This window comes from Nocardioides sp. (genome assembly GCF_036374615.1).
Lineage (GTDB): Bacteria > Actinomycetota > Actinomycetes > Propionibacteriales > Nocardioidaceae > Nocardioides.
Genome location: NZ_DASUTK010000095.1, coordinates 19,450 through 44,878 on the forward strand (window position 1 = coordinate 19,450; position 25,429 = coordinate 44,878).

At 70.7% G+C, this 25,429-nt stretch carries 27 protein-coding genes and 1 other RNA gene; 18 read left to right on the forward strand and 10 right to left on the reverse strand.

Features of this window, described 5'->3' with window-relative positions; translation table 11 throughout:
* Positions 1 to 95: 95 nt before the first annotated feature.
* The 8 genes from VFZ39_RS07520 to VFZ39_RS07555 all read left to right on the forward strand — a co-directional run bounded on the left by VFZ39_RS07520 (position 96) and on the right by VFZ39_RS07555 (position 6,667).
* The gene (locus VFZ39_RS07520; RefSeq protein WP_330865115.1) at positions 96 to 1,679 is read left to right on the forward strand and encodes a lactate racemase domain-containing protein; all 1,584 of its coding nucleotides are present in this window, start codon (positions 96 to 98) and stop codon (positions 1,677 to 1,679) included.
* Between the two features lie 5 nt (positions 1,680 to 1,684).
* Positions 1,685 to 2,617: a lysophospholipid acyltransferase family protein gene (locus tag VFZ39_RS07525; protein ID WP_330865116.1), complete on the forward strand. Its 933-nt coding sequence runs from the start codon at positions 1,685 to 1,687 to the stop codon at positions 2,615 to 2,617.
* A gap of 115 nt (positions 2,618 to 2,732) precedes the next feature.
* Positions 2,733 to 2,978 (forward strand): twin-arginine translocation signal domain-containing protein, encoded by a 246-nt coding sequence (locus VFZ39_RS07530; RefSeq protein ID WP_330865117.1) that lies wholly within the window; start codon positions 2,733 to 2,735, stop codon positions 2,976 to 2,978.
* A complete protein-coding gene (locus VFZ39_RS07535; protein WP_330865118.1) occupies positions 2,978 to 4,357 on the forward strand; it encodes a DUF4331 domain-containing protein in 1,380 nt (459 codons plus the stop codon). Before VFZ39_RS07530 ends, VFZ39_RS07535 begins: the two co-directional genes overlap by 1 nt.
* Positions 4,354 to 4,710 (forward strand): hypothetical protein, encoded by a 357-nt coding sequence (locus VFZ39_RS07540; RefSeq protein ID WP_330865119.1) that lies wholly within the window; start codon positions 4,354 to 4,356, stop codon positions 4,708 to 4,710. The genes VFZ39_RS07535 and VFZ39_RS07540 overlap by 4 nt, the downstream gene beginning before the upstream one ends.
* Positions 4,711 to 4,848: 138 nt before the next feature.
* Positions 4,849 to 5,256, forward strand: coding sequence for a hypothetical protein (locus VFZ39_RS07545; RefSeq protein ID WP_330865120.1), 408 nt, complete (start codon positions 4,849 to 4,851; stop codon positions 5,254 to 5,256).
* Positions 5,257 to 5,274: 18 nt separating this feature from the next.
* The gene (locus VFZ39_RS07550; RefSeq protein WP_330865121.1) at positions 5,275 to 6,150 is read left to right on the forward strand and encodes a serine/threonine-protein kinase; all 876 of its coding nucleotides are present in this window, start codon (positions 5,275 to 5,277) and stop codon (positions 6,148 to 6,150) included.
* Positions 6,151 to 6,253: 103 nt separating this feature from the next.
* Positions 6,254 to 6,667: a hypothetical protein gene (locus VFZ39_RS07555; protein ID WP_330865122.1), complete on the forward strand. Its 414-nt coding sequence runs from the start codon at positions 6,254 to 6,256 to the stop codon at positions 6,665 to 6,667.
* Between the two features lie 88 nt (positions 6,668 to 6,755).
* On the opposite strand, the gene VFZ39_RS07560 is transcribed toward VFZ39_RS07555, so the two are convergent.
* From VFZ39_RS07560 to VFZ39_RS07570, 3 genes are all read right to left on the reverse strand, one after another.
* Positions 6,756 to 7,430: a response regulator transcription factor gene (locus VFZ39_RS07560; protein ID WP_330865123.1), complete on the reverse strand. Its 675-nt coding sequence runs from the start codon at positions 7,428 to 7,430 to the stop codon at positions 6,756 to 6,758.
* Positions 7,415 to 8,755, reverse strand: a complete 1,341-nt coding sequence (locus VFZ39_RS07565) for a sensor histidine kinase (protein WP_330865124.1) — start codon at positions 8,753 to 8,755, stop codon at positions 7,415 to 7,417. The genes VFZ39_RS07560 and VFZ39_RS07565 overlap by 16 nt, the downstream gene beginning before the upstream one ends.
* A 94-nt stretch (positions 8,756 to 8,849) precedes the next feature.
* Entirely contained in the window at positions 8,850 to 9,185 is a 336-nt protein-coding gene (locus VFZ39_RS07570) for a hypothetical protein (protein ID WP_330865125.1), read from the reverse strand.
* Between the two features lie 135 nt (positions 9,186 to 9,320).
* On the opposite strand from VFZ39_RS07570, the gene VFZ39_RS07575 reads away from it, so the two are divergent.
* Both VFZ39_RS07575 and VFZ39_RS07580 read left to right on the forward strand, forming a co-directional pair.
* Entirely contained in the window at positions 9,321 to 10,877 is a 1,557-nt protein-coding gene (locus tag VFZ39_RS07575) for an AMP-binding protein (RefSeq protein WP_330865126.1), read from the forward strand.
* 7 nt (positions 10,878 to 10,884) lie between these two features.
* Entirely contained in the window at positions 10,885 to 11,409 is a 525-nt protein-coding gene (locus VFZ39_RS07580) for a 2'-5' RNA ligase family protein (protein WP_330865127.1), read from the forward strand.
* Between the two features lie 25 nt (positions 11,410 to 11,434).
* Here the strand turns inward: VFZ39_RS07580 and VFZ39_RS07585 are convergent, their stop codons facing one another.
* Positions 11,435 to 11,866, reverse strand: a complete 432-nt coding sequence (locus VFZ39_RS07585) for a GNAT family N-acetyltransferase (RefSeq protein ID WP_330865128.1) — start codon at positions 11,864 to 11,866, stop codon at positions 11,435 to 11,437.
* A gap of 43 nt (positions 11,867 to 11,909) precedes the next feature.
* Between VFZ39_RS07585 and VFZ39_RS07590 the strand changes: the two genes are divergently transcribed.
* The 3 genes from VFZ39_RS07590 to VFZ39_RS07600 are packed head-to-tail and all read left to right on the forward strand — an operon-like array spanning position 11,910 to position 14,461.
* The gene (locus VFZ39_RS07590) at positions 11,910 to 13,028 is read left to right on the forward strand and encodes a Nif3-like dinuclear metal center hexameric protein (protein WP_330865129.1); all 1,119 of its coding nucleotides are present in this window, start codon (positions 11,910 to 11,912) and stop codon (positions 13,026 to 13,028) included.
* Between the two features lie 39 nt (positions 13,029 to 13,067).
* On the forward strand, positions 13,068 to 13,781 hold the full coding sequence (locus VFZ39_RS07595; protein WP_422656604.1) for a zinc ribbon domain-containing protein: 714 nt from the start codon (positions 13,068 to 13,070) through the stop codon (positions 13,779 to 13,781).
* Positions 13,778 to 14,461 (forward strand): histidine phosphatase family protein, encoded by a 684-nt coding sequence (locus tag VFZ39_RS07600; protein WP_330865131.1) that lies wholly within the window; start codon positions 13,778 to 13,780, stop codon positions 14,459 to 14,461. The genes VFZ39_RS07595 and VFZ39_RS07600 overlap by 4 nt, the downstream gene beginning before the upstream one ends.
* 24 nt (positions 14,462 to 14,485) lie before the next feature.
* Here the strand turns inward: VFZ39_RS07600 and VFZ39_RS07605 are convergent, their stop codons facing one another.
* Positions 14,486 to 15,259, reverse strand: a complete 774-nt coding sequence (locus VFZ39_RS07605) for a YaaA family protein (RefSeq protein ID WP_330865132.1) — start codon at positions 15,257 to 15,259, stop codon at positions 14,486 to 14,488.
* Positions 15,260 to 15,282: 23 nt separating this feature from the next.
* Between VFZ39_RS07605 and VFZ39_RS07610 the strand changes: the two genes are divergently transcribed.
* A complete protein-coding gene (locus VFZ39_RS07610) occupies positions 15,283 to 16,728 on the forward strand; it encodes an RNB domain-containing ribonuclease (protein WP_330865133.1) in 1,446 nt (481 codons plus the stop codon).
* Positions 16,729 to 16,761: 33 nt separating this feature from the next.
* Here VFZ39_RS07610 and VFZ39_RS07615 read toward each other — a convergent pair whose 3' ends face one another.
* On the reverse strand, positions 16,762 to 16,968 hold the full coding sequence (locus tag VFZ39_RS07615) for a hypothetical protein (RefSeq protein WP_330865134.1): 207 nt from the start codon (positions 16,966 to 16,968) through the stop codon (positions 16,762 to 16,764).
* A 237-nt stretch (positions 16,969 to 17,205) separates the two neighbouring features.
* Positions 17,206 to 17,664: RNase P RNA component class A (gene rnpB / locus VFZ39_RS07620), an RNA gene on the reverse strand.
* Positions 17,665 to 17,840: 176 nt separating this feature from the next.
* Here rnpB and VFZ39_RS07625 point away from each other — a divergent pair.
* Positions 17,841 to 19,358 (forward strand): S8 family peptidase, encoded by a 1,518-nt coding sequence (locus VFZ39_RS07625; RefSeq protein ID WP_330865135.1) that lies wholly within the window; start codon positions 17,841 to 17,843, stop codon positions 19,356 to 19,358.
* A 55-nt stretch (positions 19,359 to 19,413) separates the two neighbouring features.
* Here VFZ39_RS07625 and map read toward each other — a convergent pair whose 3' ends face one another.
* Positions 19,414 to 20,271, reverse strand: a complete 858-nt coding sequence (map, locus tag VFZ39_RS07630; RefSeq protein ID WP_330865136.1) for a type I methionyl aminopeptidase — start codon at positions 20,269 to 20,271, stop codon at positions 19,414 to 19,416.
* Positions 20,272 to 20,294: 23 nt separating this feature from the next.
* Between map and VFZ39_RS07635 the strand changes: the two genes are divergently transcribed.
* Entirely contained in the window at positions 20,295 to 20,486 is a 192-nt protein-coding gene (locus tag VFZ39_RS07635; RefSeq protein ID WP_330865137.1) for a hypothetical protein, read from the forward strand.
* 208 nt (positions 20,487 to 20,694) lie between these two features.
* Here the strand turns inward: VFZ39_RS07635 and VFZ39_RS07640 are convergent, their stop codons facing one another.
* Together VFZ39_RS07640 and panB are read right to left on the reverse strand one after the other, a co-directional pair.
* Entirely contained in the window at positions 20,695 to 21,936 is a 1,242-nt protein-coding gene (locus VFZ39_RS07640; RefSeq protein WP_330865138.1) for a PQQ-dependent sugar dehydrogenase, read from the reverse strand.
* A gap of 48 nt (positions 21,937 to 21,984) precedes the next feature.
* Complete coding sequence (panB, locus tag VFZ39_RS07645; RefSeq protein WP_330865139.1) at positions 21,985 to 22,842, reverse strand: 3-methyl-2-oxobutanoate hydroxymethyltransferase; 858 nt, start codon at positions 22,840 to 22,842, stop codon at positions 21,985 to 21,987.
* Between the two features lie 141 nt (positions 22,843 to 22,983).
* On the opposite strand from panB, the gene VFZ39_RS07650 reads away from it, so the two are divergent.
* Both VFZ39_RS07650 and VFZ39_RS07655 read left to right on the forward strand, forming a co-directional pair.
* A complete protein-coding gene (locus VFZ39_RS07650; RefSeq protein WP_330865140.1) occupies positions 22,984 to 24,534 on the forward strand; it encodes a hypothetical protein in 1,551 nt (516 codons plus the stop codon).
* Position 24,535: 1 nt separating this feature from the next.
* Positions 24,536 to 25,429, forward strand: an 894-nt coding sequence (locus tag VFZ39_RS07655; RefSeq protein ID WP_330865141.1) for a DivIVA domain-containing protein, incomplete at its 3' end; no start/stop codon positions are given.

Genomic DNA, 25,429 nt, shown 5'->3' on the forward strand with positions numbered 1-25,429 from the left:
CGGGGAGGTCGAGCAAGCGGCGCGACCGAGGAACGAGGTCGCGGCAGCGCGTCGAGACCCAGCAAGCTCAGACGAGACGGCAAGGTGGGAACAACATGAGCAGACCCGGATTCGTGCTCGAGGTGGACGACCGCACTCCGCCTCTGGTGGTCCACGAGGGGCAGGGCTTCCGGCTGGAGGACTTCCCGCTCGGCACCCGGGTGGTCTACCCGCCCGAGTCGCTGCCCGCCGTCCCCGACGTCGAGGAGGCGATCCGCGAGGCGCTGCTCAACCCGGTCGACTCCGAGCCGCTCCCGTCCCTGCTGCGGCCGGGCATGCGGCTGACCATCGCGTTCGACGACCTGTCTCTCCCGCTCCCGCCGATGCGGGCGCCCGACATCCGGCAGCGGATCATCGAGCAGGTGCTGACGCTCGCGGCGGAGGCCGGCGTCGACGACGTCGAGCTGATCGCGGCGAACGCGCTCCACCGGCGGATGACTCCGGCGGAGCTCAAGCACATCGTCGGAGAGCGGGTCTTCCGCTCGTTCCACCAACAGGGCCAGCTCTACAACTTCGACGCCGAGGACCGCGACAACCTCGCCCATCTCGGGGTCACTGACAAGGGCGAGGACGTCGAGATCAGCAAGCGGGCCGCGGAGTCGGACCTGCTCGTGTACGTCAACGTCAACCTGGTCGCCATGGACGGCGGCCACAAGTCGGTCGGGATCGGGCTGGCGTCGTACAAGAGCCTTCGCCACCACCACAACGCGCAGACGATGGTGCGGTCACACTCCTTCATGGACCACACGAAGTCCCACCTGCACCATTCGGCCTGGCGGATGGGTCGGCTGATCAAGGACCACGTGAAGGTGTTCCAGATCGAGACCACGCTCGACAACCGGGTGTTCCCCTCGCCCTACGACTTCCTCATGAAGCGGGAGTGGGAGTGGTCGGTGCGCGACCAGGCGTCGATGCTCGCGGTTCGGCGCGGACTGTCCGTGGCGCCGCGGCGCCTCCGCCACAAGATGTTCCACGACATCCGGGCGCCCTACGGGCTGACCGGCATCAACGCCGGCGAGGTCGAGGCGGTGCACGAGCGGACCGTCGCGACCGTGCACCGGCAGCAGCTCGTGGAGGTGCAGGGGCAGTCAGACGTGCTCGTGATGGGTGTGCCCTACCTCGGCCCGTACAACGTGAGCTCGACGATGAACCCGATCCTCGCCACCTGCATGGGGCTCGGCTACTACTTCAACTCGTACCGGGGCCAGCCCGTCGTGCGTCGCGGCGGTGCGGTGATCCTCTACCACCCGCTCAACGAGGGCTTCGACCAGCTGCGCCATCCGTCGTACGTCGACTTCTACGAAGAGGTCCTGGCCGAGACGACCGACCCGGTCGTGATCGGAGAGAAGTACGAGCAGCAGTTCGCGACCGACCCCTGGTACATCCACCTGTACCGCACCTCGCACGCCTACCACGGGGTCCACCCGTTCTACATGTGGTACTGGGCGGCGCACGCGATGGACCACGTCGACGACGTGATCTGGGTCGGCGCAGACCGCAAGGTCGCCTCGCGGCTCGGGTTCCGCGCCGCCACCACGCTGGGCGACGCGCTCGAGATGGCCTCCGACACCGTGGGGTCCTCTCCGTCGATCACCTACTTGCACAACCCGCCGCACCTGATCGCCGACGTGAAGGTGTGAGCACGATGGCTACGGGGAGGCACGTGGTCCGTGACGGCGTCGAGGACGTCCGCAAGGTCGCCCGCGGCTGGCGCTGGGGTCGTCGACCCCTGGTGCCGCGGTCCGCCGAGCCGTGGGTGGAGCCGGTCGAGCAGACCGTCTTCGGTACCGACTGGGCGCGCCGCCGCCCGGGGCGCGTGGCGCGCGAGGTCGCGCAGAAGGCGGGGCTCGAGCCGGTGTTCCGCTCCCAGGTCCGCACCCGCGTCGAGGGGGTCGACATCCTCTCCCGGACCGAGGGGCCCGTGATCTTCGTGGCCAACCACGCCTCCCACCTCGACACCCCGCTGATCCTGCTCTCGCTGCCCGACGAGTGGCGGCGTCGTACGGCGGTGGCGGCTGCGGCCGACTACTTCTTCGACACCTGGTGGCGGGCGGTCGGCTCGGCACTGCTGTTCAACACGTTCCCGATCGACCGACGCGGGGGCGCGATGTCCGCGACGCCCGGCGAGGTGCTGGCCGACGGCTGGAGCCTCGTGGTGTTCCCGGAGGGCACGCGCTCGCAGGACGGCTGGACCGGCCGGTTCCGGCTGGGCGCGGCGTACCTCGCGTGCGAGCACGGCGTGCCGGTCGTCCCCATCGCCCACCGCGGCACGTTCGCGGCGATGCCACGCGGGCAGAACTGGCCCAGCCCGGGGCGCCGACAGCTCACGATCAGGTTCGGCGAGCCGCTGCGTCCCGAGCCCGGCGAGTCGCCGCGCACCTTCGCGCCCAAGATCCGCGACGCGGTCGCCACCCTGCTGGACGAGGAGTCGACCACCTGGTGGGAGGCTCGGCGGCGCTCCGCCGCCGGCTCGATCCCGGACCCATCGGGTCCCGACGTCGCCACCTGGCGACGGGTGTGGGCGCAGACCGCCTCGCCTGAGGCGAACGGCTCCCGTCGTGCCGCCTGGCGGCGCTGAGCCGCTCTCCACTGGTCCCAGAAACGCGCACGTGCGACCAATCCGTCTCTGAATCCCGCTCCGAAGGCCAGGTGACGCGGCTCGTCCGAGCCGCGTGCTCACTGGGAGGGATGACATGACAGAGACGAGCAGAAGGAAGTTCCTGGCGGCTACCGGGGTCGGTGTCGCCGCCGCAGGCACCCTCGGGATCGCAGGTGTCGCACAGGCGCGGCCAGGAGAGCGGGCCGCGCGCGAGCAGGTGCTCGCCTACGTCCCCAACCACCGCCGCGCCGAGATCCGGTTGCTCGTGGGGGAGCGCGAGGTCGTCGTCCAGGACCGCGACCTCGTCGCCCGGCTCCTCAACGCGGCAGGAGGTCAGTGATGTCCTCCCACCGCGAAGCACCCGAGATCTCGAAGGACCCGGTGGCCGACAACACCGACACGTACGCCTTCCGGAGCCCTGACCGGCCCGACACGATCACCTTGATCGCGAACTTCATCCCGCTCCAGAAGCCCGACGGCGGTCCGAACTTCTACGAGTTCGGCGACGACGTGCGCTACGAGATCCACATCGACAACGCCGGGACCGGAGCGTCGGACATCATCTACCGCTTCGAGTTCCAGACCAAGGTGCGAAACAAGGCCACGTTCCTCTACAACACCGGTCCCATCAACGACATCGGCGACGAGACCTGGAACCGGCCGCAATACTACAAGGTGACACGGATCAAAAATGGGACCAGCCGGGTGCTGGGCTCGAACCTTCCGTGCCCGCCGGTCAACGTCGGCAAGCGGAGCACGCCCGACTACGCGGCACTGTCCCGCCAGGCGATCAACGACCTCGGAGGTGGGCGGAAGGTGTTCGCCGGCCAACGGGCCGACGCCTTCCACGTGGACCTCGGGTCGGTGTTCGACCTCGCCGGGCTCCGTCCCTTCAACGAGGCGCACCTGATCTCGCTTCCGGCGATGAACGGCGTCAACGCGGTGCAGTCCTACAACGTGCACTCGATCGTGCTGCAGGTGCCGATCCGCGACCTCACGCGGGATGGGAGCAAGCCGTCGTCGGTCGACGACCCGCGTTCGGTGATCGGGGTGTGGGCGACGGCGAACCGCCGCAAGAACCGGATGTTCGACCCCGACACCGGCCGCTTCGAGGGCATCGGCCCGTGGGTGCAGGTATCGCGACTGGGCAACCCGCTGTTCAACGAGGTCGTCGTACCGATGGCGGAGAAGGACGTGTGGAACTACCGGGAGCCGCGCTTCGACAAGAAGTACGAGAAGTACGTCCTCAGACCCGAGCTGCAGACGTTGCTGCCCGTGCTCTACCCGGGTGTCTTCCCGAACCTGGCCGCCTATGACAAGCCGCGGGCCGACCTCCACGCGATCCTCCTCACCGGGATCCCGGCGGGCGTGGTGCCGGGGTTCCAGAACTTCAACGGCGCGACGCCGGCCGACATGCTCCGGCTGAACGTCGCCGTCCCGCCGGCGAAGAAGGAGAACCCGCTGGGGCTGGTCGCGGGTGACGCGGCGGGCTTCCCCAACGGCCGACGCCTCGGGGACGACGTCGTCACCATCGAGCTGCGCGCCATCGCGGGTCTGACGATCCCGCTCGTCGACCCGACCTTCAAACCGGACGGTGCGGCGAGCGCGGTGACGGACGGCACGAAGGACACCAACGCCCCGATCACCGACTCGTTCCCGTACCTCGGCCTGCCGGGTGGTGGCTACCAGACCAAGCCGGGAACGACGAAGGCGTCATGAGCGCGCGCGAGCACGCCCACGACGTGGAGAACCCGCACGCCGGACAGGGCATGGTGCTGCTCGACATCGGGGGTGACGTCGGGGCTCTGGTGGTGCAGATGCCACGCGAGCTGCTGGACCAGGAGGTCGAGATCTGGCAGGACGGCCCACGCCCCACCGAGACCCACCTGCCGCACGTGGCAGTCGTTGACCGCCCCGTGGAGCGAGGCAGCGTGCCGTCCCTGGTGTTCCCGCACCTTCCGGCCGGCCGGTACCGGTTGGCGCCGAAGGGGTCTCCGCGCGCCCGGCTGGTCGTGGACGTCCGCGGGGCGGAGGTGACAGAGGCCGCGTGGCCGACCCGGCTGCCACGGTGAGATCGGCCCCGGAGCCGTCACCACGGCTCCGGGGACCGGCTAAGAGTGGTCTCATCCGGCCCTCATGCTCGGCTCACCGCTGGGCGAGACGGTTCTTCTCGAGCAAGGGAACCCCCCGACAGCATCGAGAGGAACATCATGAAGCGCTCCACCCTCAACCTCCCCGCCGCCGCGTTCGCCGGTCTCGTGACCACCGGCCTGCTGGCCCTGCCGATCTCCTCGGCGTTCGCCGCGGACGACGTCAAGATCAAGCGGAACGACGACGACACCCCCGACCTGGTCATGGTCGCCGACGACGACGAGATGGACCCGGCCGCCGGTTCCAACGTGAACTTCAAGGCCGACAACACCAACACCAGGTCGCGTTACACCAGCGGTGTCAACAGCAACGACAAGACCAACAGCCGCCACACCAAGGTCAGCCGCGACCGTGACCGCAGCCGCGGAGACAAGACCCGCGACTGGACCCGTGACGGCGGCGACAAGACCCGCGACCACTCGGCCAACCGGACCAACGACCGCTCGCGCAACGACACGCGTCGCTGAGCGGCCTAGGCTGAAGACGTGAGCGAGTCCCACAGCTGGCACCTGGCAGAAGGTGACCGCATCACCCCCGAGCTGACCGTCCTGCGGCGGCTCGGGGGTGGGTATGCCTACGAGGTCTTCCTGGCCTTCGACGAGATCACCTACGTGGCGGTCGTCGCGAAGGTGGTCCGGCCCGACCAGGTGCACGACGACCACACCCTGCGCGGACTCCGTCGCGAGGTCGAGGCGCTCGCCCTGGTCAACCACCCGTCCGTCGTACGAGGTCTGCGCTTCGACCTCGAGAACGAGCGGCCGCACGTGGTCCTGCAGCACATCGAGGGTCCACGGCTGTCGTCGTTGATCCGGCGGCACGGCCGGCTCCAGGAGCAGCAGTACCTGCCGCTGGCGATCGAGGTCGCGGCGGCGCTCCACTACCTCCGCGGCGTCGACCTGCTCCACCTCGACATCAAGCCCAGCAACGTGATCATGGCGGCGCCGGCCCGGCTGATCGACCTGTCGATCGCCCGCCCCTCGGCGGACGCTGCCCGGAGCAGGCAGCTCGGCACCGACTACTACATGTCCCCGGAGCAGGCCGACCCGGACACCTTCGGCCCGCCCGGCTTTCCCAGTGACGTCTGGGGGCTCGGTGCGACGCTGTTCCACGCAGTCGCCGGGTACCGCGCCTTCGACAAGGGCTCTGAGGACGCCGAAGAGCTCGCGGGGCGCTTCCCCCAGGTCGTCGACGAGCCCTACGACCTGCCAGACGACGTGCCCGGACCGGTCCGCGAGGTGATCGCGGCGTGCCTCGACAAGGACCCCGCCAAACGTCCGCTGCCGTCGGACGTTGTCGACGCGTTCGAGCCGGTCCTCGCCGGTCTGCCCGCCCCGAAGCTGACGTTCAAGGTGCGCGGCTGACTGCTGCTCATGAGGAACCTCTCATCTTCGACTCACGGAGGCCTCACCGGAGCACTGGAGGCTGGTCCCGAAGCCGACATCTGAGACACAAGGAGACGGAACCATGCGGAAGATCACCATCAGCGCCACCGCCGTGGCGGGCGTCGCTGTCGTGAGCCTCCTCGCGCTGCCGATCGCCTCGGCGTTCGCGGCCGACGATGTCGACGTGAAGCGGGACGAGGACACGCCTGTGCTGACCACCGTCGTCGACGACCTGGACGGAAACGACCCGACCGACCCGACCAACAGCGCGACCAACGGCCCCACCAACCCGACCAACGGCCCGACCAACACGACCAACGGCCCGACGAACGCCACCCGCGACGCGACCAGGGGCGACGTGACCAACGGCGTGACCAACGACGTGACGAACGGCGTGACCAACGACGTGACGAACGGCGTCACGAACGGCGTGACCAACGACGTCACCCAGGGACCCACCAACGACGCCACCGCCGGCGCCTCTCGCGACGACTGAGCGCTGGCGGCCAGACCCCCCGGCGCACCACCCCCGACCACCCCCCGGGTCGGGGGCGGTGACGCGCCCGGGGTCTGTCAGGAGGAGGTCAGGTGTTGAAGCGGTAGCCCATGCCGCGCACCGTGCTGATGGCCGCCGCACCGAACTTCTTGCGCAGGTACCCGACGTACACGTCGACGACGTTGGAGCCCGGGTCGAAGTCGAGTCCCCACACGTGGTCGAGCAGCTGCTCGCGGGAGAGCACCTGGCCGGCGTTGAGCATGAAGATCTCGGCCAGCATGAACTCGCGGGCCGACAGGTCGAGCTCCTTGCCGCCGCCGACCGTCGCGCGGCGGGTGCGGAGGTCGAGCCGCACGCCACCGGCCGACAGCATGTCGCGAACCCCGCTGCCGTCTCCCTCGTTGGCCTGCCGGAGCCGCAGCCGCACGCGCGCGAGAAGCTCGGCGAACCGGAACGGCTTGGGCATGTAGTCATCGGCGCCGCCCTCCAGGGCGCTGACCGTGTCTGTCACGGAGTCGCGCGCGGTCAGCACGATCACCGGCATCCGGGAGCCTTGGGCGCGTAGCTGGTCGAGCACCTCGAAGCCGTCGAGGCGGGGGAGTCCGATGTCCAGCACCATCAGGTCGTACTCGCCGCTCAACGCATGGTCGAGGCCGTCGTGGCCGTCAGCGACCACCGTGGTCGCGTGGCCCTCGGCGCGAAGTCCCTTCGCGACGAACGACGCGATGCGTTGCTCGTCCTCGACGATCAGGATGCGTGCCATCGGGGCTCCTGCTCCAGTTCGATGGTGAAGACCGCGCCCTGCGGCTCGGCGTCGTCGATCCGGACGATCCCGCCGTGAGCCTCGACGATCGCCTTCACGATCGACAGCCCCAGGCCGAACCCCTCGTCACCGGGTACGACGTCTGCGCGACCGAAGCGCTCGAAGATGTGGCTTCGCATCTCGGGTGGTACGCCCGGTCCGGTGTCGCTCACCCACAGCGACACCAGCCCCTCCTCGACCCGCGAGCCGATCCCGACCCGGCCGCCGTCCGTGGTGTGCTTGACGGCGTTGTCCGCGAGCTGCAGCACCGCTTGGGTGATCCGCTGCTCGTCGAGGTGTGCGATCCCCTCGCCGACCCCTTCGAGAGCCCACTCGCGCTCGGCGAGTGCCCGCGCCTTTGCGTACAGCGTGTGGGTGAGTCGCTCTACCGACACCGCGGTCGGGGTGAGGAAGTCCGGCCGGTCGTGCTTGGCCAGCAGGATCAGGTCACCGACGAGGCGGGACATCCGGTCGATCTCGTCCAGCAGCAGCTCGCGGGTCTCCGCGACTTCCTGCTCATCGGTGGGGTCGAGCAGCTCGAGGTGGCCTCGCAACACGGTCAGCGGCGTCTTGAGCTCGTGACCGGCGTCGTCGAGGAACTGCCGCTGCCCGACGAACGCGGACTCCAGCCGGGCCAACATCGCGTTGAACGTTCTCGTGAGCGCCGAGATGTCGTCGTTCCCCACCTCGGGCAATCGCATCGACAGGTCCGATTCCGAGATGTCTTCCGCCGTGTCTCGGAGAACGCGGAGGGGGGCGAGCAGCCGACCGGACTGCCAGGCCGCCAGCCCGGTGATGGCCAGGAGGGAGAACAGGGCGACCACGGCGTAGGTCCGCATGGTCGAGACCAGGTCGGCTCGCCGCAGGTCCATGAACGTGACGACCACGAGAGCGCCTTCGGCGTCACCCTGCTGCAGGTTCTGCGACGCCACCACGACCTCGCCGTACGACGGTAGGTCGAAGCGCGCCGAGGGGGCACGGCCCTCGACGACGCTGCGCGTGGCTCGGAGGAAGTCCGGATTCGTCGCCAGTGAACCGGCGACATCCTCGACGTCGTCACCGGCGATCCCGTGCTCTGGTCTGTCGTTGACCCAGCCGACCAGGATCTCTTGCTCGTCGGGCACGTTGTTCCGAAGGAAGCCTCGGAGCCGGTCCTCGAGGGTGTCGGGCGGCTGGCCGGCCACGGGCTCGGGGTACCGCCTCAGGAAGGCGTCCAGCTCGTCGAACTCCTGCTCGATCTCGTTCAGGGTGGTCTCGTTCCCGTTGCTGTAGGCGATCGCGTACACGATGACGCCGGCACCGGACAGCGCGACCAGCAGCAGGACGGCGATGGTCGCCGTGATCCGGGCCCGGACGGTGAGCCCGGGACGAGCGGGACGCTCAGCCGTCGTCGTCGTCCTGGTCGTCGTCGTCCCCGTCGTCGTCGTCCCCGTCGTCGTCGTCGAGGTCGTCGACCTCGGGCTGGATGACGTCGATGTCGTCGTCGTCGTCGAGTTCTCCGGAGCGCCCGTCGCCTCCACGGTCGTCGCCGCCCTTCTCGCCCGGGCGGCCGCGGCCGCCTTCCTGGGAGCGCTGCTGGTCCGCCCCATCGTCGATGACGATGGTTTCGCGCGGCTTCATGTCGTCCAGGTCGGACGCGGCCAAGGAGGTCGCGGCGTACCCGAGCACGGCGACCAGGGCCGCAACCGGGATGGCGAGCTTCCACACACGACTCATGGTGACATGCTGGCCGCTCAGGGTGGCACGGACATGAGTCGATCATGAGAGCCCTCTCATCAACGACCGGTCGACCGTCGGTGTGCCGGCGTCGCGGTGTCTAGGGTGAGCAGAGTCCCCGATGAGGAGGAGCCCATGATCGTCCCCTTCAGCATCTCCGACTTCCTCGAGCGCGCCCGACTGGTGTACGGCGAACGGGTCGGCGTGATCGACGAGCCGGACCAACCCGCCGCCTCCCTCGGCGAGGTGCGGTACGCCGAGCTGGCTGCGCTGGCAGCGCGGCAGGCCGCGCACCTGGACTCGCTCGGGATCGGCCCGGGTGACCGGGTCGCCGTCGTGTCCCACAACAGCGCCCGGTTGCTCACCTCGTTCTTCGGGGTTGCCGGGTACGGCCGGGTGCTGGTGCCGGTGAACTTCCGGCTCCGGCCCGACGAGGTGCGCTACATCGTGCAGCACTCCGGCGCTCGGGTCCTCTACGTCGACCCCGAACTCGACGACACGTTGCAGGACGTGAACGCCGAGCACCGCTTCGTGCTGGGCGACGACGATCATCTGTTCGGGCCCAGCCCCGAGAGCCGTGGCGCCGAGCCCGAGCCGTGGGACCCCGACGAGAACGCCACCGCCTGCATCAACTACACGTCGGGGACCACCGCGCGACCCAAGGGCGTCCAGATCACGCACCGCAACATCTGGGTCAACTCGGTCACGTTCGGGCTGCACGCCGGAGTCAGCGACCGGGACGTGTACCTCCACACGCTCCCGATGTTCCACGCGAACGGTTGGGGCATGCCGTTCACCATGACGGGCCTGGGCGTGCCGCAGGTGGTGCTCCGCAAGGTCGACGGCACCGAGATCCTGCGCCGGGTCGAGCGGCACGGGGTGACCGTGATGTGCGCCGCGCCCGCGGTCGCAGCTGCCGTGCTGGACGCGGCGCAGACCTGGGAGGGCGAGATCCCCGGCCGCGACCGGGTCCGGATCATCATGGCGGGCGCGCCGCCGCCCACCAGGACCGTGGCGCGGGTGGAGGAGGAGCTCGGTTGGGAGTTCGTGCAGATCTACGGTCTGACGGAGACCTCGCCGCTGCTGACGATCAACCGGAGCCGGGCGGAGTGGGACGTCCTCACCGGCGAGGAGCGGGCGCAGAAGCTGGTCCGGGCCGGCGCGCCTGCGCTCGGCGTACGGCTCGCCGTCGAGCAGGAGGGGGAGGGGACCGGTGAGCTGTTGGCCCGCTCCAACGTGGTGCTCGAGGGGTACTGGGAGCAGCCGGAGGAGTCGGCGGCGGCGCTTCGCGGCGGCTGGTTCCACACCGGCGACGGCGCGGTGATCGGGGACGACGGCTATGTCACGATCCAGGACCGTAAGAAGGACGTGATCATCACAGGTGGCGAGAACGTGAGCAGTATCGAGGTCGAGGACGTGCTCTTCTCCCACCCGGCGGTGGCCGAGGTGGCCGTGATCGGCGTCCCGAGCGAGAAGTGGGGCGAGACCATCAAGGCGCTCGTCGTGCTCGGCGACGGAGCCGAGGTCACCGAGCAGGAGCTGATCGCGTGGTGCAAGGAGCGGGCGGCCGGTTACAAGGCGCCGACCTCGGTCGAGTTCCGCGACGAGCTGGCGCGGACCGCGACCGGCAAGCTCCAGAAGTTCAAGCTCCGGGCGCGGTACTGGGAAGGGTACGAGCGGCAGGTCAACTGACCGCGACATGGCCCTGGCCGTCTGCCTGCTCTTCGATGTGCGCTCCGAGCAGCGGCTCGTCGCCGTGTGGCACGCCCTGGAGGAACGCGGGATCCCCACGCTCCTGACGCACACGCACCGCCGGCACGTCCCACACCTGTCGTACTCCGTCCTGCGTGAGTACGACGTGGAGAAGGTCCGCGAAGCCATCGAGCAGCTGCCGGCTGCGCCACCGCTGGCGCTCCACTTCGACGCGGTCGTGGGGTTCCGGCGTGGGCGGTCCGCCCTGGTCGCCGCCGTCTCCGCGGCACTCGTCGAACGACACCAGCGAGTCGTGGACGCCGTCACCGCGACCGGTGCGGACCTGCACCTCCACTATGTCCCCGGTCACTGGATCCCGCACGCGAGCCTTGCCACCAGGGCACGGCGCGACCAGCTGGGGGAGGTGGCGGCCGTGGCTTACGACGTGCTGCCGCTCAAGGCGATCGCGGACCGGGTCGCGCTGGTCGACAGCAGCACCGGGCAGCGGTGGCCGATCGACCACCTGGTGTGAGGCCACAGGTCGATGGCTGCGCGATTCAGCTCAGCTCCATGATCCGCTCGTCATCGGCCATCTCGCCCGTCTCGACGAAGCCGAGGCCGGCGAAGAGCGCACGGCTCGCCTCGTTGTCGGGGTGGTACGACATCCGGATCGGACCCGGCTGCTCACGCAGACGCTCGATCAGGAGCGCCACGACCCGCCGCCCGACGCCGCGACCCTGGTGGGCCGCGTCGACGAGAAGCCCACCGATCCACTGCGACCCGTCCTCGGGGTCGGTGCCGTACATGACGTGCGCCACCGCCGTCCCGTCCTCGAAGGCGCCCAGGTTGTGCCAGGTGTCCTCGAGCATGCCGAGCAGCAGGTAGCGGGCGGCCAGGGCGTAGACGAACCGGCGCTGGTCGTCGCGTGGAGCGAGATCCGCGACCTCTCGCCAGTTGTCGGAGGTGATCGGCTCCAGTGACAGGTCCACGTTCAGCGATGCTAGGCGACCGCGGCCCGGTAGCCTCCGGGCTGTGCCGACCCTGAAGGACGTCGTCGACCTGATCCACGGCTGGTACCCGCCCGCCACTGCGGACTCCTGGGACGCGGTCGGACTGGTGGCGGGAGACCCGGAGGCGTCGGTCGAGAAGGTGCTGTGTGCGGTCGACCCGACGCCGGAAGTCGCGCGCGAAGCCGTCGAGTGGGGAGCCGACCTGCTGCTCGTCCACCACCCCCTCTTCCTGACACCGGTGCACGGGGTCGCCGCCACGACCCCCAAGGGTCGGACCCTGCACACGCTGCTCGGCGCCGGGTGCGCGCTGCTGACCGCACACACCAACGCCGACCAGGCGGTCGGTGGGGTGTCCGAAGCGATGGCTGCCGCGCTCGGGCTCGCCGAGGTCGAGCCGCTGCTGCCCGCGCCTGCACCACCCACCGACAAGCTCACCGTGTTCGTGCCGGTGCCGGACGCCGACCGGGTCCGCGACGCGCTCGCCATGGCGGGGGCGGGCCGGATCGGCGACTACGACCACGCATCCTTCTCGACACCGGGAGAGGGCCGCTTCCGCCCGCGCGACGGCGCCAGCCCGTCGATCGGCGAGGTCGGGCGGGTCGAGCTCGTCGACGAGGTGCGGGTCGAGGTGGTGCTGCCGCGCCACCTCCGGACGCACGTCGTCGGCGCGATGCTCGAGGTCCATCCCTACGAGGAGCCGGCGTACGACGTGGTGGAGCTCGCCGACCCCGGCGGTGCGGCCACCGGCACCGGTCGGATCGGCTCGGTCGCGCCCACCAGCCTCCGTGAGTTCGCCGCGTCGGTCGCTGCGTCGCTGCCTGAGACGGCGCACGGCGTCCGCGTCGCAGGCGATCCGGACCGGTCGGTCCGCCGGGTGGCGGTGTGCGGCGGGGCCGGTGACTTCTTGCTCGACACCGTGTTGGCGGGCGACGCGGACGTCTACGTGACCAGCGACCTTCGCCACCACCGGGCTGCTGAGTTCCTGGAGCACGGGGGGCCTGCCTTGGTCGACGTCGCCCATTGGGCGGCGGAGTGGACGTGGCTGCCGGTGGTCTCGGCGAGGTTGGCCGGGGCCCTGGGGGATACGGTGGAGACCCGTGTCAGCACGCTGAACACCGACCCCTGGCAGTTCCGGACCTGAGGAGCAACGCTGAAAGCCGACCCGTTCGCCCAACTGAGGCTGCTCGACCTCCAGGAGCTCGATGCGAAGGCGGACCAGCTGCGACACCAGCGGCGCACCCTGCCCGAGCTCGCCGAGATCGAGGCCCTCGAGCCCCAGCGCGCCGAGCTGGCGAGCAGGGTCCGCGAGGCCGAGCTGCTGGTGGAGGAGCTGTCCTCCGAGCAAGCCAAGATCGACGCCGACGTGGAGTCCGCGCGCGCGCGTCGCACCCGCGACCAGGAGCGGGTCGACCAAGGCGTCATCAGCAACCCCAAGGACCTCCAGCGGATGCTCCACGAGCTCGAGTCGCTCGACCGACGCATCACGTCCCTGGAGGACCAGGAGCTCGAGGTGATGGAGCGGCTGGAGGAGGCGCAGCAGGCACACGACTCGTTGGTCGCGCAGCTGACGGCGTCCGAGGAGCGGCTGGCGACCCTCGTCAAGTCACGTGACGAGCGGTCAGCCGTCCTCGACGAGCAGCTGCGCGACATCGCAGCGGAACGGTCCCCGCTCGCCGACGGTCTGCCCGCCGACCTGCTGGCCCTCTACGACAAGCTCCGGGAGAGCAAGGGTGGCGTCGGGGCCGCCCCGCTGCGCGCCGGCGAGTGCGGAGGCTGCCGCCTCACGGTCGATCCAGCCGAGCTGGCGACGATCCGCGCGGCCGGGGTCGACGAGGTCATTCGCTGCGAGGAGTGCCAGCGGATCCTGGTCCGCACCTCCGAGAGCGGTCTGTGACCGACGAGCCACCGGAGCCCACCACCGTGGTGCTCGTCCGGCACGGCGTGACGGAGTACACGACCGGCCGCCGCTTCTCCGGGGGACTGGGCGGCCACAACCCGGCGCTGTCGGAGGAGGGTCGGGCCCAGATCGGGTTGGTCGCAGAGTGGCTCTCGCCGTTGCGCGACCGGGCCGCGGCCGTCGTCACCTCGCCGGTACGCCGGACGCGGGAGTCCGCCGAGCTGCTCGGCGAGGCGTGGGGCGTGCCGGTGGTCGAGGAACCGAGTTTCGCCGAGATGGAGTTCGGTGCGTGGGAGGGGCTCACCTTTGACGAGGTGGGGGAGCAGAACCGCGACGAGCTGCTCGCGTGGTTCGAGTCGGTCGACGCCCGCCCGGGCGGCACCGGCGAGTCGTTCCGGTCCGTCGAGGAACGGGTGCTCGCCGGCCTCGACCGGTTGCTCACGGCGTACCGCGGGCAGACGGTGGTGGTCGTCAGCCATGTCACGCCGATCAAGACGTTGGTCACTCACGCGCTCGAGGCTCCGACCGCGTCGCAGTTCCGGCTCCAGCTGACGCCGGGATCGGTCACGGTGCTGTCGTTCCGCGATCCCGACCAGCCGGGGCCGCCGGCCACCGTGCGACTGCTCAACGCGCTGCCTCCACCGCAGCCGGCCTTCCTCGACCACGGCGGGTGGTGACGGCCCGCCTCGGCGGGTTCGCGGTCAGACCTGACTGACCACGACATCGAGCCGAGTGCCCTGCGCCGTGGCGGGGCCGGTCTCGACGTGCCACCCCAGGTCGGCCAGGAGTCGGGCCAGCGCGGCAGGTGTCCGCGGGTCCCCACCGTCCTCCAGCAGTGATCGGACGATCCGTCCCTTGGTCGCCTTGTTGAAGTGGCTGACCACCGATCGCGTGCCGTCCGCCTCGTGGAGCACGCGCACGGTCGCGGTGCGCCGGGCCAGGTCTGCCGGCGCACGCCAGAACGCGGCGTACGTCGTGGAGCGCAGGTCCATCAGCAGTCCCGTGCCGAGGGCCGCACGGACCGCCTCGCCCAGGACCACGCGCCACGCACCGGCGACCGGGCCGAGGCCGGGGAGCGTGGCGTCGCCTGAGAGCCGGTAGGCCGGGATCCGGTCGCCGGGGCGGACCAGTCCGAAGAGTGCGGACGTGATCGCAACCCGGTGGCCGGCCCGTCGGCGACCTCCCGGGCTGAGCGCGCCGAGGTCGAGGGCGTCGTACAGGACCCCGGTGTAGATCCGGTCCGCCCGCGCCGTCGGAGCGGTGGCCAGAGTGCGGTTGCGCTCCAGCAGGTCGAGCTGGGTGTGGCCGATTCCGAGCAGGTCAGCCGCGTCGGCGCGCTCGCTTGCCGAGGCCAGTGCGTCGAGGACGGTTCGCCGGGTCGTGGTGAGGGACGGGTGCCCGAGCCGGTCGAGGTCGAGCGGCTTCCCGCGGGTCGGAGCGGACTTGCCCTCGCTCGGTGGCAGCAGGATCAGCACGCGGGCAAAGATAGGCTCTCGGAATGGCGAGCAGTCGGGTGGTCCGGGTCCGGTCGGCGCACGGAGCGGTGGCCGAGCAGCTGGCGAAGGGCGTCCAGGCGATCCAGGAGGAGCTGGCGATCGACCCCGGCTTCCCCGCCGAGGTGGAGGAGGCCGCCGAGCGAGCCGCGTCCGCGCCACGACTGCCTGAGCTCGACCGCACCGACCTCGAGCTGGTCACCATCGACCCCGTCGGAGCGCGCGATCTCGACCAGGCCCTCCACATCGAGCGCGACGGGAAGGGGTTCGTCGTCCACTACGCCATCGCGGACGTCGGTGCGTTCGTGGAGCCGGGCGGACCCGTCGACGTCGAGGCGCACAGCCGCGGTGAGACGCTCTACGGTGCCGAGTCGAAGGTGCCGCTCCACCCTCCCGTGATCTCCGAGGACGCCGGGTCGCTGCTACCCGACCAGGAGCGGCCCGCTCTGCTCTGGACGATCCGCGTCGACGAGACCGGTGAGGGCACCGAGGTCGAGGTGGAGCGGGCCCGGGTCCGGTCGCGGGAGCAGCTCGACTACACCACCGCGCAGCAGCGGATCGACGACGGCTCCGCCTCGGAGTCGCTTCAGCTGCTGAAGGAGGTCGGGGAGCTGCGACTGGCCCGCGAAGCGGCCCGCGGCGGGGTCTCGCTGCCGCTGCCGGAGCAGGAGGTGGAGATCGATGGCGACATCGTGTCCCTGCGGTTCCGCTCGCTGCTTCCGGTCGAGCAGTGGAACGCCCAGATCTCGCTGCTGACCGGCTTCGCCGCCGCGTCCCTGATGGTCTACGCCCGGGTCGGCATCCTCCGCACCCTCCCGGAGCCGGACCCGCGGGACATCAAGCGGCTGCACCGCACTGCCCGCGCCCTCGGCATCGAGTGGCCCGCGGAGCAGCTCTACCCCGACTTCATCCGCTCCCTCGACGCCGGCTCCCCCCAGCATGCGGCGATGATCGTCGCGTGCACGCGGCTGCTGCGGGGAAGCGGGTACGTCGCGTTCGACGGCGAGGTCCCCGAGGACCCCGAGCACGCAGCGCTCGCCTCGGAGTACGCCCACGTCACGGCACCGCTTCGACGGCTCGGTGACCGCTACGCCGGTGAGGTCTGCCTGGCGCTGTGCGCCGGCGACGAGGTGCCCGGCTGGGTGCACGAGAAGCTGCCGGGCCTGCCGGACACGTTGCGCGAGTCGGCTCACCGTGGCAACCGCTACGAAGCCGCCGTCCTCGACCTCGTGGAGTCGCTGCTGCTGCAGCACCGCGTGGGGGAGTCGTTCCCGGCCGTCGTGGTGGAGCTCGAGGACGACGACCGCCGCCGTGGCACCGTGACCGTGCAGGACCCGGCGATCGAGGCCCGGGTGGAAGGCGCGTCGGAGCTGCCGCTGGGGGAGAACGTGACCGTGACCCTGGCGACTGCCGACCCGGCGAAACGCGCGGTTCGGTTCGCCCTTCAATGACGGGACTTGCGCCGGGGGCCTGAGGTCCCGTGACTACAACGGCGGGTGCTGGCCGGTCTCCCCGTGTGGCGGCTGGCTCAGGATGTAGCGCGCCGACCCCAGCGCAGCCACTGCGGCGGGGAGCGCCTCGAAGCGTTCGGTCAGGGCCAACAGGGTGAGGCAGCCGAAGGCGACGACGTCGAACAACGGCATCGGCGGTGCCGGGGCCGGCGCGGTCTGACGGTTCGTGACGTGGTCCATGGGGCACCCTCCTTCAGCCTCATGATAGACCACTAAATAGATGTAGTTAGTACGCTAGTCAGGACAGGTCACTCACCCAGTTGGGGGAGCATTCCTGTCCCCGCCCGGTGTTACGGTCCGCCACAGCAGGGAGTGCTGGGCGCAGGGTTTCCATCGTGAGAGTCCACGGGCCGACCTGCGGAGTGGTCCTGGCGCACGGGGGGCGGCCGGGACCACTCGCCCTGCTCGGCCCGGATGGGGATGGGCTGGCCTGTAGGCCGGGTTCTGTCCCGCCGCACGGCGGGGGCGACCATCCATCTACGACGACCGTTGCCGGCCGCCTCCAGCGGTCTACCCGCGTGCTCGGGCGGGCCGCCCTCAGTCGCACGCGCGCCCGGCGCCTCCCAGAATTCGGGTGGCGCCGAGCTTCTTGACCTTGCTCCGGGTGGGGTTTACCGAGCCGGTCCGGTCACCCGAACCGCTGGTGGTCTCTTACACCACCGTTTCACCCTTACCGCCCCAGGGGTTTCGAGGCTCAGGCCGCTAGGCGGCCTTCGCACCTCAACCTCCAGGGCGGCGGTCTGATCTCTGTGGCACTGTCCCGCGGGTCACCCCGGGTGGCTGTTGGCCACCACCCTGCCCTGTGGAGCCCGGACCTTCCTCGGCGTACTCCGCCCCTCGCGGGGAGAAGTGCGACGCGGTCGCCCGGCCAGCCCATCCGCGCACAGTGTGGCAGCGCGGCGACGCGCAGGCCAGTCCCGGAAACTTCGGGGCGAGGATGGTTGACGGGAGCCCCGACTGCTGATGGGGTCGCGGTGCTGGCTCGGCCATGTCGTGAGCGCCCACCGGTGCTCTGCCGTTCAGCTCGGGATGAACAGGAGAGAACCTTCCTCATGCATGCACTCACACATCGCCGCCGGGCGTTAACCGGCCTGGTCGCGACCGCGGCCCTCGTGGCCGGCGCCCTGGCCGCCAGCGGTGGCGCGTCCGCCGCGCCCGACGAGCCGCCCTCGACCTCGGTGCCGATCCTGACGCCGGAGGGCCAGATCTCGTCGTACGTCGTCAACGTCCGCAAGCCCAAGGACAACCACTTCCGCAACGTACGTCGCGCCATCGGTCGAGCCGACGGCACCGTGATCGAGGAGTGGCCACAGATCGGCGTCTTCGTCGTCCACTCCACCAGCGAGTCGTTCCGCTCCGACGTGGTCGAGGAGGGCGGCGACAACGTCGCCTCGGTCGGCGCCACCCGCACCGTCGCCGTCGTCGAGGGGACTCCGGACGCGATGGGGGCGCGCTCTGCCCGCACCGACGTGCAGAAGGACGAGTTCGCCAACACCGCCGCCGAGGACGTCGCACGCGACCCGCGCGAGGGCGAGCAATGGGACATGCAGGTGATCAAGGCCGACCAGGCTCACGAGGTCTCGGACGGGTCCGGCGACGTGCTGGTCGGTGTCCTGGACAGCGGCATCGACCCCGATCACCCGGACCTGCAACCCAACATCGACACGGCGAACTCGGTGAACTGCACCGACGCGGGCCGGGTCGACACGTCTCCCACCGGGTGGCACCCGACCACCAGCGACCACGGCACGCACGTCGCTGGCACCATCGCAGCGGCGCGCAACGGCGAGGGCATCGTCGGCGTCGCACCGAACGCCAGGATGGCGTCGGTCAAGGTCGTCAGCGACCAGGGCTTCATCTACCCCGAGTTCGCCGTCTGCGGCTTCATGTGGGCCGGGATGAAGGGCATGGACGTGACGAACAACAGCTACTTCGTGGACCCGTTCATGTACTGGTGCGGTGACCAGCCCGACCAGGCTGCCGCGATGGAGGCCGTCAACCGGGCCGTCCAGTGGTCGACCAAGCGCGGCACCGTGCATGCCGCCGCCGCGGGCAACGCGCGCACCGACCTGGCCACCAACACCGTCGACACCTCCAGCCCGAACGACAGCACTCCCGTCACTCGCACGATCAACAGCGGCTGCTTCGACATCCCGGCCGAGCTGCCGGGCGTGGTCACCGTGTCGTCGTTCGCAAGGCAGTCTCCGATGGGCCTCGAGACCTGGCTGTCGAACTTCTCCAACCGCGGCCTCGGGGTCATCGACGTCGGAGCACCGGGGTCGTCGATCCTGTCGACCATCGTGGCGGGCAACGGCTACGGACTGAAGAGCGGCACCTCGATGGCGTCGCCGCACACGGCGGGCGTGCTGGCGCTCCTGGCGGGGGAGCACCCCGACTGGTCGGCGGCGCAGCTGGCCGAGGCGCTGGAGCAGCAGGCGGACGACAAGCCGTGCGCGGCTCCGCAGCCGGACCCGCTGGGTCGACCGAACCCGCCGTGCGTGGGCTCCACGCCCGACAACAGCTACGCAGGTGAGGGGATGATCGACGCGCTGGACGCCGTCACCTCCTGACCGGTGCCGGGCGCCGGCCGGTACCCCTTCTGGGGACGCCGGTCGGCGCCGCGGGTCATGGCAGCGTCAGCACCTCGGCACCGGTCGGTGTCACGACCAGGGTGTGCTCGAACTGCGCGCTGCGACGGCGGTCCTTGGTGACCACCGTCCACTCGTCGTCCCACATGTCCCATTCGTGAGTGCCGAGGTTGAGCATCGGCTCGATCGTGAACGTCATCCCGACCTCGATGACGTCGTCGAACTGGGGCTCGTCGTAGTGGGGGATGATCAGGCCGCTGTGGAAGGCGGTGCCGATCCCGTGCCCGGTGAACTCCCGGACCACGCCGTACCCGAAGCGCCGGGCGTAGCTCTCGATCACGCGGCCGATGACGTTCACCTGCCGACCGGGACGAACCGCGTTGATCCCGCGCGCGAGTGCCTCCCGCGTCCGCTCGACCAGCAGCCGTGACTCCTCGTCGACCTCGCCCGCGAGAAACGTCGCGTTGGTGTCGCCGTGGACCCCGTCGAGGTACGCCGTGATGTCGATGTTGACCAGGTCGCCTTCCTCGATCGGCCGGTCGTCCGGGATGCCGTGGCAGATCACCTCGTTGACGCTGGTGCACATGCTCTTCGGAAAGCCCTTGTAGCCCAGCGTCGACGGGTAGGCACCGTGGTCGCAGAGGAACTCGTGGCCGATCCGGTCGAGCTCGTCGGTCGTCACGCCCGGCGCGACGTGCGAGCCGACGAGGTCACGGGCCTGCGCTGCGAGCCGCCCCGCGACCCGCATCTTCTCGATCGTGTCCGCGTCCTTGACCTCGCTGCCCGTGAAACGCTCGGGCCGCGGCTGATCGACGTACTCCGGTCGCGGGATGTGGGCCGGCACGGAGCGCCGGGGCGAGATCACACCGGGAGCGAGCGGGGCTGCGACTGGCATGCAGCGAGTGTAGTTTCCGAGTCATGAGCGACACGACGTACTGGTTCTGCGTCAAGCACCACGCCGTCGAGACCCCGCCGGACATGTGCCCGCCGATCGACCGGCTCGGGCCCTACTCGTCACGGGAGGAGGCCTCCCGAGCGCTCGAGAAGGCCGATGAGCGCAACCAGGAGTGGGATAACGATCCACGCTGGAACGACGAGCTCGAGGACTGAGCCGACCGTGGCCCCCGCGCTGTTCGATTGGGGCGGGTAAGGGGCTGGACCTCCCCGCTCGAGCGGGGTCGCGAGGAGCGATCCGGTCTGACCTGGTGAACCCGCCGAAAGGGTTGGCACGCGTTTGCTTGACGTCAAGCAAGCACGCGGACGGGACCATCCCACCAAGGCTCGTCTGCGCGGCGCCGCGCTTCGTGCGCGCGGAGTGCTACCCCCGCGGTCGGACGCGCAGGATCGCGTCGTCCCCGCCGTCGTTGTCGGTGGTGATCAGCAGCGCACCGGACGGCATCCTGGTGACCGAGCGGAGCCGCCCCAACTGGCGCAGCTTCCGGGGAGCCACCGTCCACTTGAGCCGACCGGCGGGGCCGAACTTCATGAAGATCACCCGGCTGGCCTTGAGCGCCGCCACGGCGAGCGTCCCGTCGAGCCGACCCCACTTCCTGCCGTAGACCCACGCCGCCCCCGAGGTGGCGACGGTCGGGTTGCCGGAACGCCAGCGCGCTCTGATCTGCCTGCCGGGCAGGGACTGGTCGGTCATCGGGACGCTTTCGTCGTAGCCCGGCACCGGGTGCCAGCCGTAGTCGCCGCCCTTCCGCAGTCGGTTGACCTCGTCGTCGCGGAACGACCCGTGCTCCACCGACCACAGCGAGCCGTTGCGGCGCTGGGCCAGACCCTGCACGTTGCGGTGACCGTAGGTGTAGACGTACCGCTTCTTCCTGTTCTGGGCCTTCCCGAACGGGTTGCCGGGCCACGGCCTGCCGGTCGCCGGGTCGAGTCGCAGCGTCTTGCCGCCGAGCGACTTCAGGTTGCGCGGGTTGGTGCCCACGGCAGCGTCGCCGGTGCCGACCAGCATCGCCCCGGACCGGGCGATCAGCAGTCGGCAGCCACCGTGCCGACCAGACGACGTCGGGAACCCCGCGACCAGGGTGTCGACGCGGCGGGCGCGCCTGGCGCCGGCCGAGAGCCGCCACGCGGTGACGCGCACGTCCACCCCACCGCCGGCCCTCCGCCAGCCCGAGCAGGTGTAGAACCGGCGGTTCTGAGCGAAGTCGCGGTCGACCGCCATCGACATCAGGCCGGTCTCACCGGAGACCCAGATCTTGTTGCTGGGGAACCGCACGGTTCTCCGTCGACCACCGGAGTACGCCGAGAGCCGGGCTCGGTCGCGCTCGGTGATCAGCAGCGTGCCGCCCGGAAGCCGCTTGACGTCCCAGGGGTTGTCGAGCCCGGTGACCACCCGCCGCACGCGGAGCGCCGGCAGCGCGGCGCGAGACGACGCAGCCGTCGCCTCGGCGGTCGGCGACGCCGGAGCGGCCGTCCCGCTCGACGCGGCGTCGGTCACCGTGGGGGAGGTGGCTGTTGCAGCCGGAGACCCGGCGTCGTCGGTGGCGCAGGCGGGAGCGGCCGTGACCGCGAGGGCGAGGGCGACGGCGGGGACCAAGGGGCGCATGTCGCCACGCTAACCGGGGAGCTTCCGCGCGGCGACACGAGCGCCGGGTCAGAACGTGTGCTCGGGGCCCGGGAACGTGCCGGCGCGGACGTCGTCGGCGTAAGCACGAGCGGCGTCGAGGAGCACGGTGTGCACGTCGGCGTACTGCTTGACGAAGCGGGCCATCTTGCCGGTGCGCAACCCGAAGGCGTCCTGCCACACCAGCACCTGACCGTCGCAGCCGTTGCCGGCACCGATCCCGATCGTGGGGATCTCGAGCTCCTTGGTGACCTGGGCGGCGACGTCGCCCGGCACCATCTCCATGACGACCGCGAACGCGCCCGCGTCCTGCACGGCGTGCGCGTCGGACAACAGCCGGTCGGCCGCGTCACCACGCCCCTGGACCCGGTAGCCGCCCAGCGCGTGCTCGCTCTGCGGGGTGAAGCCGATGTGGGCCATCACCGGGATGCCGCCTCGGGTCAGCCGCTCGATCTGCGGCACCATCTCGACGCCGCCCTCGAGCTTCACGCAGTGGGCGCCGCCCTCTTTCATGAAGCGAGCGCCGGTGAGGTAGGCCTGTTCCGGTGAGGCCTGGTAGGAGCCGAAGGGCAGGTCCCCGACCACCAGGCTGCGCTTGACCGACCGGGCGACCGCGCGGGTGAGCGGGATCAGCTCGTCGACCGTGACGGGGAGCGAGGTCTCGTTGCCGTACACGTTGTTGCTCGCGCTGTCGCCGACGAGCAGCACCTCGATGCCCGCCTCGTCGAACGTCGCCGCAGCGTACTGCTCGTACGCCGTCAGCATCGTGAACTTCTCGCCGCGCTCCTTGAAGTCCCTCAGATGGTGGGTGCGGATCCGCTTCACCGGCTGCGCGGGGGCGGCCTGCTGCGGGCCGCTGCCGTAGGGGGCGGGCTGCTCGTCGCTCATCCGTTCAGGCTAGTCCCGCGGCGCTGGGTCGCGGTGTGGCGTCGCTCACGAGGCGTACGACGAGCCGGGGGAGGTGCGGGTTGCCGAGATTGATGGGATGCGGGGTCGAGTGTCGGACCGGGCTTTGACAGAATCACCCGCATGGAGCGCGGACCTCAGCCGGATCCCGTGACCGCTGCCCTCGAGCAGGCGCAGCGGATCGCGGACGAGCTGCTGCGCGACTCCCAGGCCGAGGCCGAGGAGCTGACCGCGCAGGTCCGAGAGAACGAGCAACGCACCGCCGCTGCCCGCGCCGAGGCGGAGAAGGCGTTGGCCGAGGCAGTACGCCTCAGGGAGCAGGCCGCCACCCGGCTCGCACGCGCCTCCGAGCAGAGCCAGGAGCTGGTGCGCGACGCCGGTGAGCAGGCGATGCTCATCATGCAGACCGCCGGCCGCGACCGCGACCAGCTGCTGGCGGACGCCCGGGCCGCGGCGGCGGAGGAGACCGAGGCGGCTCGCCGGGAGCGGGAGACCGTGGAGGCCGAGACCGCACGGATCCGCGAGGAGTCCAAGGCGCAGGTCGCGGCGCTGCTCGCCTCCACCGAGGAGCAGGTCGCCGCGCGGTTCGCCGAGGTCGAGCGGCACGAGCAGACCCGTCGGGCCGAAGTGGCACGAGTCGCCCAAGGGCTGGAGGCGGAGGCGACCGCGCGTGCGAACCAGGTGCGTGAGGAGGCGGAAGCCGAGGTCGCCGAGCTGCGGCAGACGGCGCAGACCGAGGCGGCCGAGTTAAGGGAGCGGGCACAGCGTCAGCACGACGCCTTGCTCGCGGAGGCCGAGGAACGGGTCAAGTCCGCCCGGGCGGAGGCCGACCAGCGGTTCGCCGAGGCCGCCGAGCAGTCGGCGTGGGCCGAGCGGACCGTGCAGGAGCTGCTCAGCACGACCGAGCAGGAGGTCGAGCGCAAGCGGTCGGAGGCCCATCAGACGCTCGACGAGGAGCTGGCCCAGCGACGCGCCGAGCAGGAACAGGCGGCTGCAGCGCACCAGGAGGAGCTCGACCGGCTGGCGACCGAGGCGGCGGCCGAGCGCGACGAGCTCGGCGCCGCCGCGCTGGCGGAGCTCGAGCGCGCCCAGGGCGAGGCCGAGCAGATCCGGGCCACCGCGCTGGCAGACGCGGAGGCGCAGCGCGCGGCCGCGGCCGACGTGCTTGCCGACGCGGAGGACCAGGCTGCGTTCCGGCTCAGTGAGGCCGAGTCGAGCGCCAGGACGTTGCGCGAGCAGGTGGCGGCCGACTTCGCGCGGTCTCGGCAGCAGGCGCAGGAGATCCTCAGCGAGGCCCGCCAGGAGGCGGCCGCGACCACGCTCGCGGCCCGTCAGGAGCGCGACCGGCTGGTACGCGAGGCCGAGCAGAAGGTGGCCGCCGCCCGCTCCGAGGTCGAGGGGCTCGAGCAGCGGCGTGCGGCCATCGTCGGGGAGCTCGGTGGGCTCTCCGGGGTGATCCAGGCGCTCGCCGTACCGGAGCCCGAGGATGGCCCCCACGTGGACGCTGACGCCCCCGATGCGCTCGACGGCACGGCCGGGGGCGACGATCGTGACGAGCACGCCGACGAGCACGAGAACCAGAACGACGAGCACGACGAGCACCTCCGGTCCGAGCACGTGCCCGAGACCGTCCCGCCGACCCACGATCCACGACCCAGCAACAGCGAGGACTGACATGTCAGACCAGAACACCCAGCCGTCATTCCGGATCGTCCGGCGAGGCTATGAGCCCACCGACGTCAACCGGCACATCGCGGAGCTGCTGAAGGAGACGGGTCAGCACCAGCAGCGGATCGCCGAGCTGACCGGCAAGGTGCGGGAGCTGGAGGCAGCCCGGCAGCTCGCTCAGGAGCACTCCGAGCAGCCGCCGTCGTTCGCCGACTTCGGCAAGCGGGTCGGAGACATCCTCGCGCTCGCCGAGGAGGAGGCTAACGACATCCGGGCGCATGCGGAGAGCGATGTCGACGCGATCCGCCGCGAGGCGCAGTCCGAGGCCGAGCGGATCCGGACCGAGGCTGACCAGTACTCCACCCTCCGCCGTTCGGAGGCCGACGAGGAGGCCGAGGCGATCGTCGCCGCGGCCCACAAGCGCGCCGACGAGCTGGCCGACGAGACCCAGCGCGAGGCAGCCGCCCGGCGACAGGAGGCCGACGCAGTGTTCGAGTCGCAGCAGGCCGCGGCTGCCCAGGCAGCGGCCGACTTCGAGACCACACTCGCCGAGCGCCGCGACAACGCCGAGCGGGAGTTCGCCGCGCAGTTCGAGACCGCGAAGACCCAGCTCGAGGAGGCCCAGACCCACCTCGACCGCACGCGGGCCGACGCTCAGCGGATCCGGTCCGAGGCCGAGACCGGTGCCCGTCGCATGCTCGAGGACTCGCAGAAGGAGTCCGAGTCGATCGTGAGCCAGGCCCGCGCACACGCGGACCGGATCCGCGAGGAGTCCGACCGCGAGCTGGTCGCCGCGACCCAGCGGCGCGACAGCATCAACGCGCAGCTCACCAACGTCCGGCAGATGCTCGCCACGCTGACCAGTGCGGCGCCCGCTGCACTCTTTGCCGACCAGGCCCCG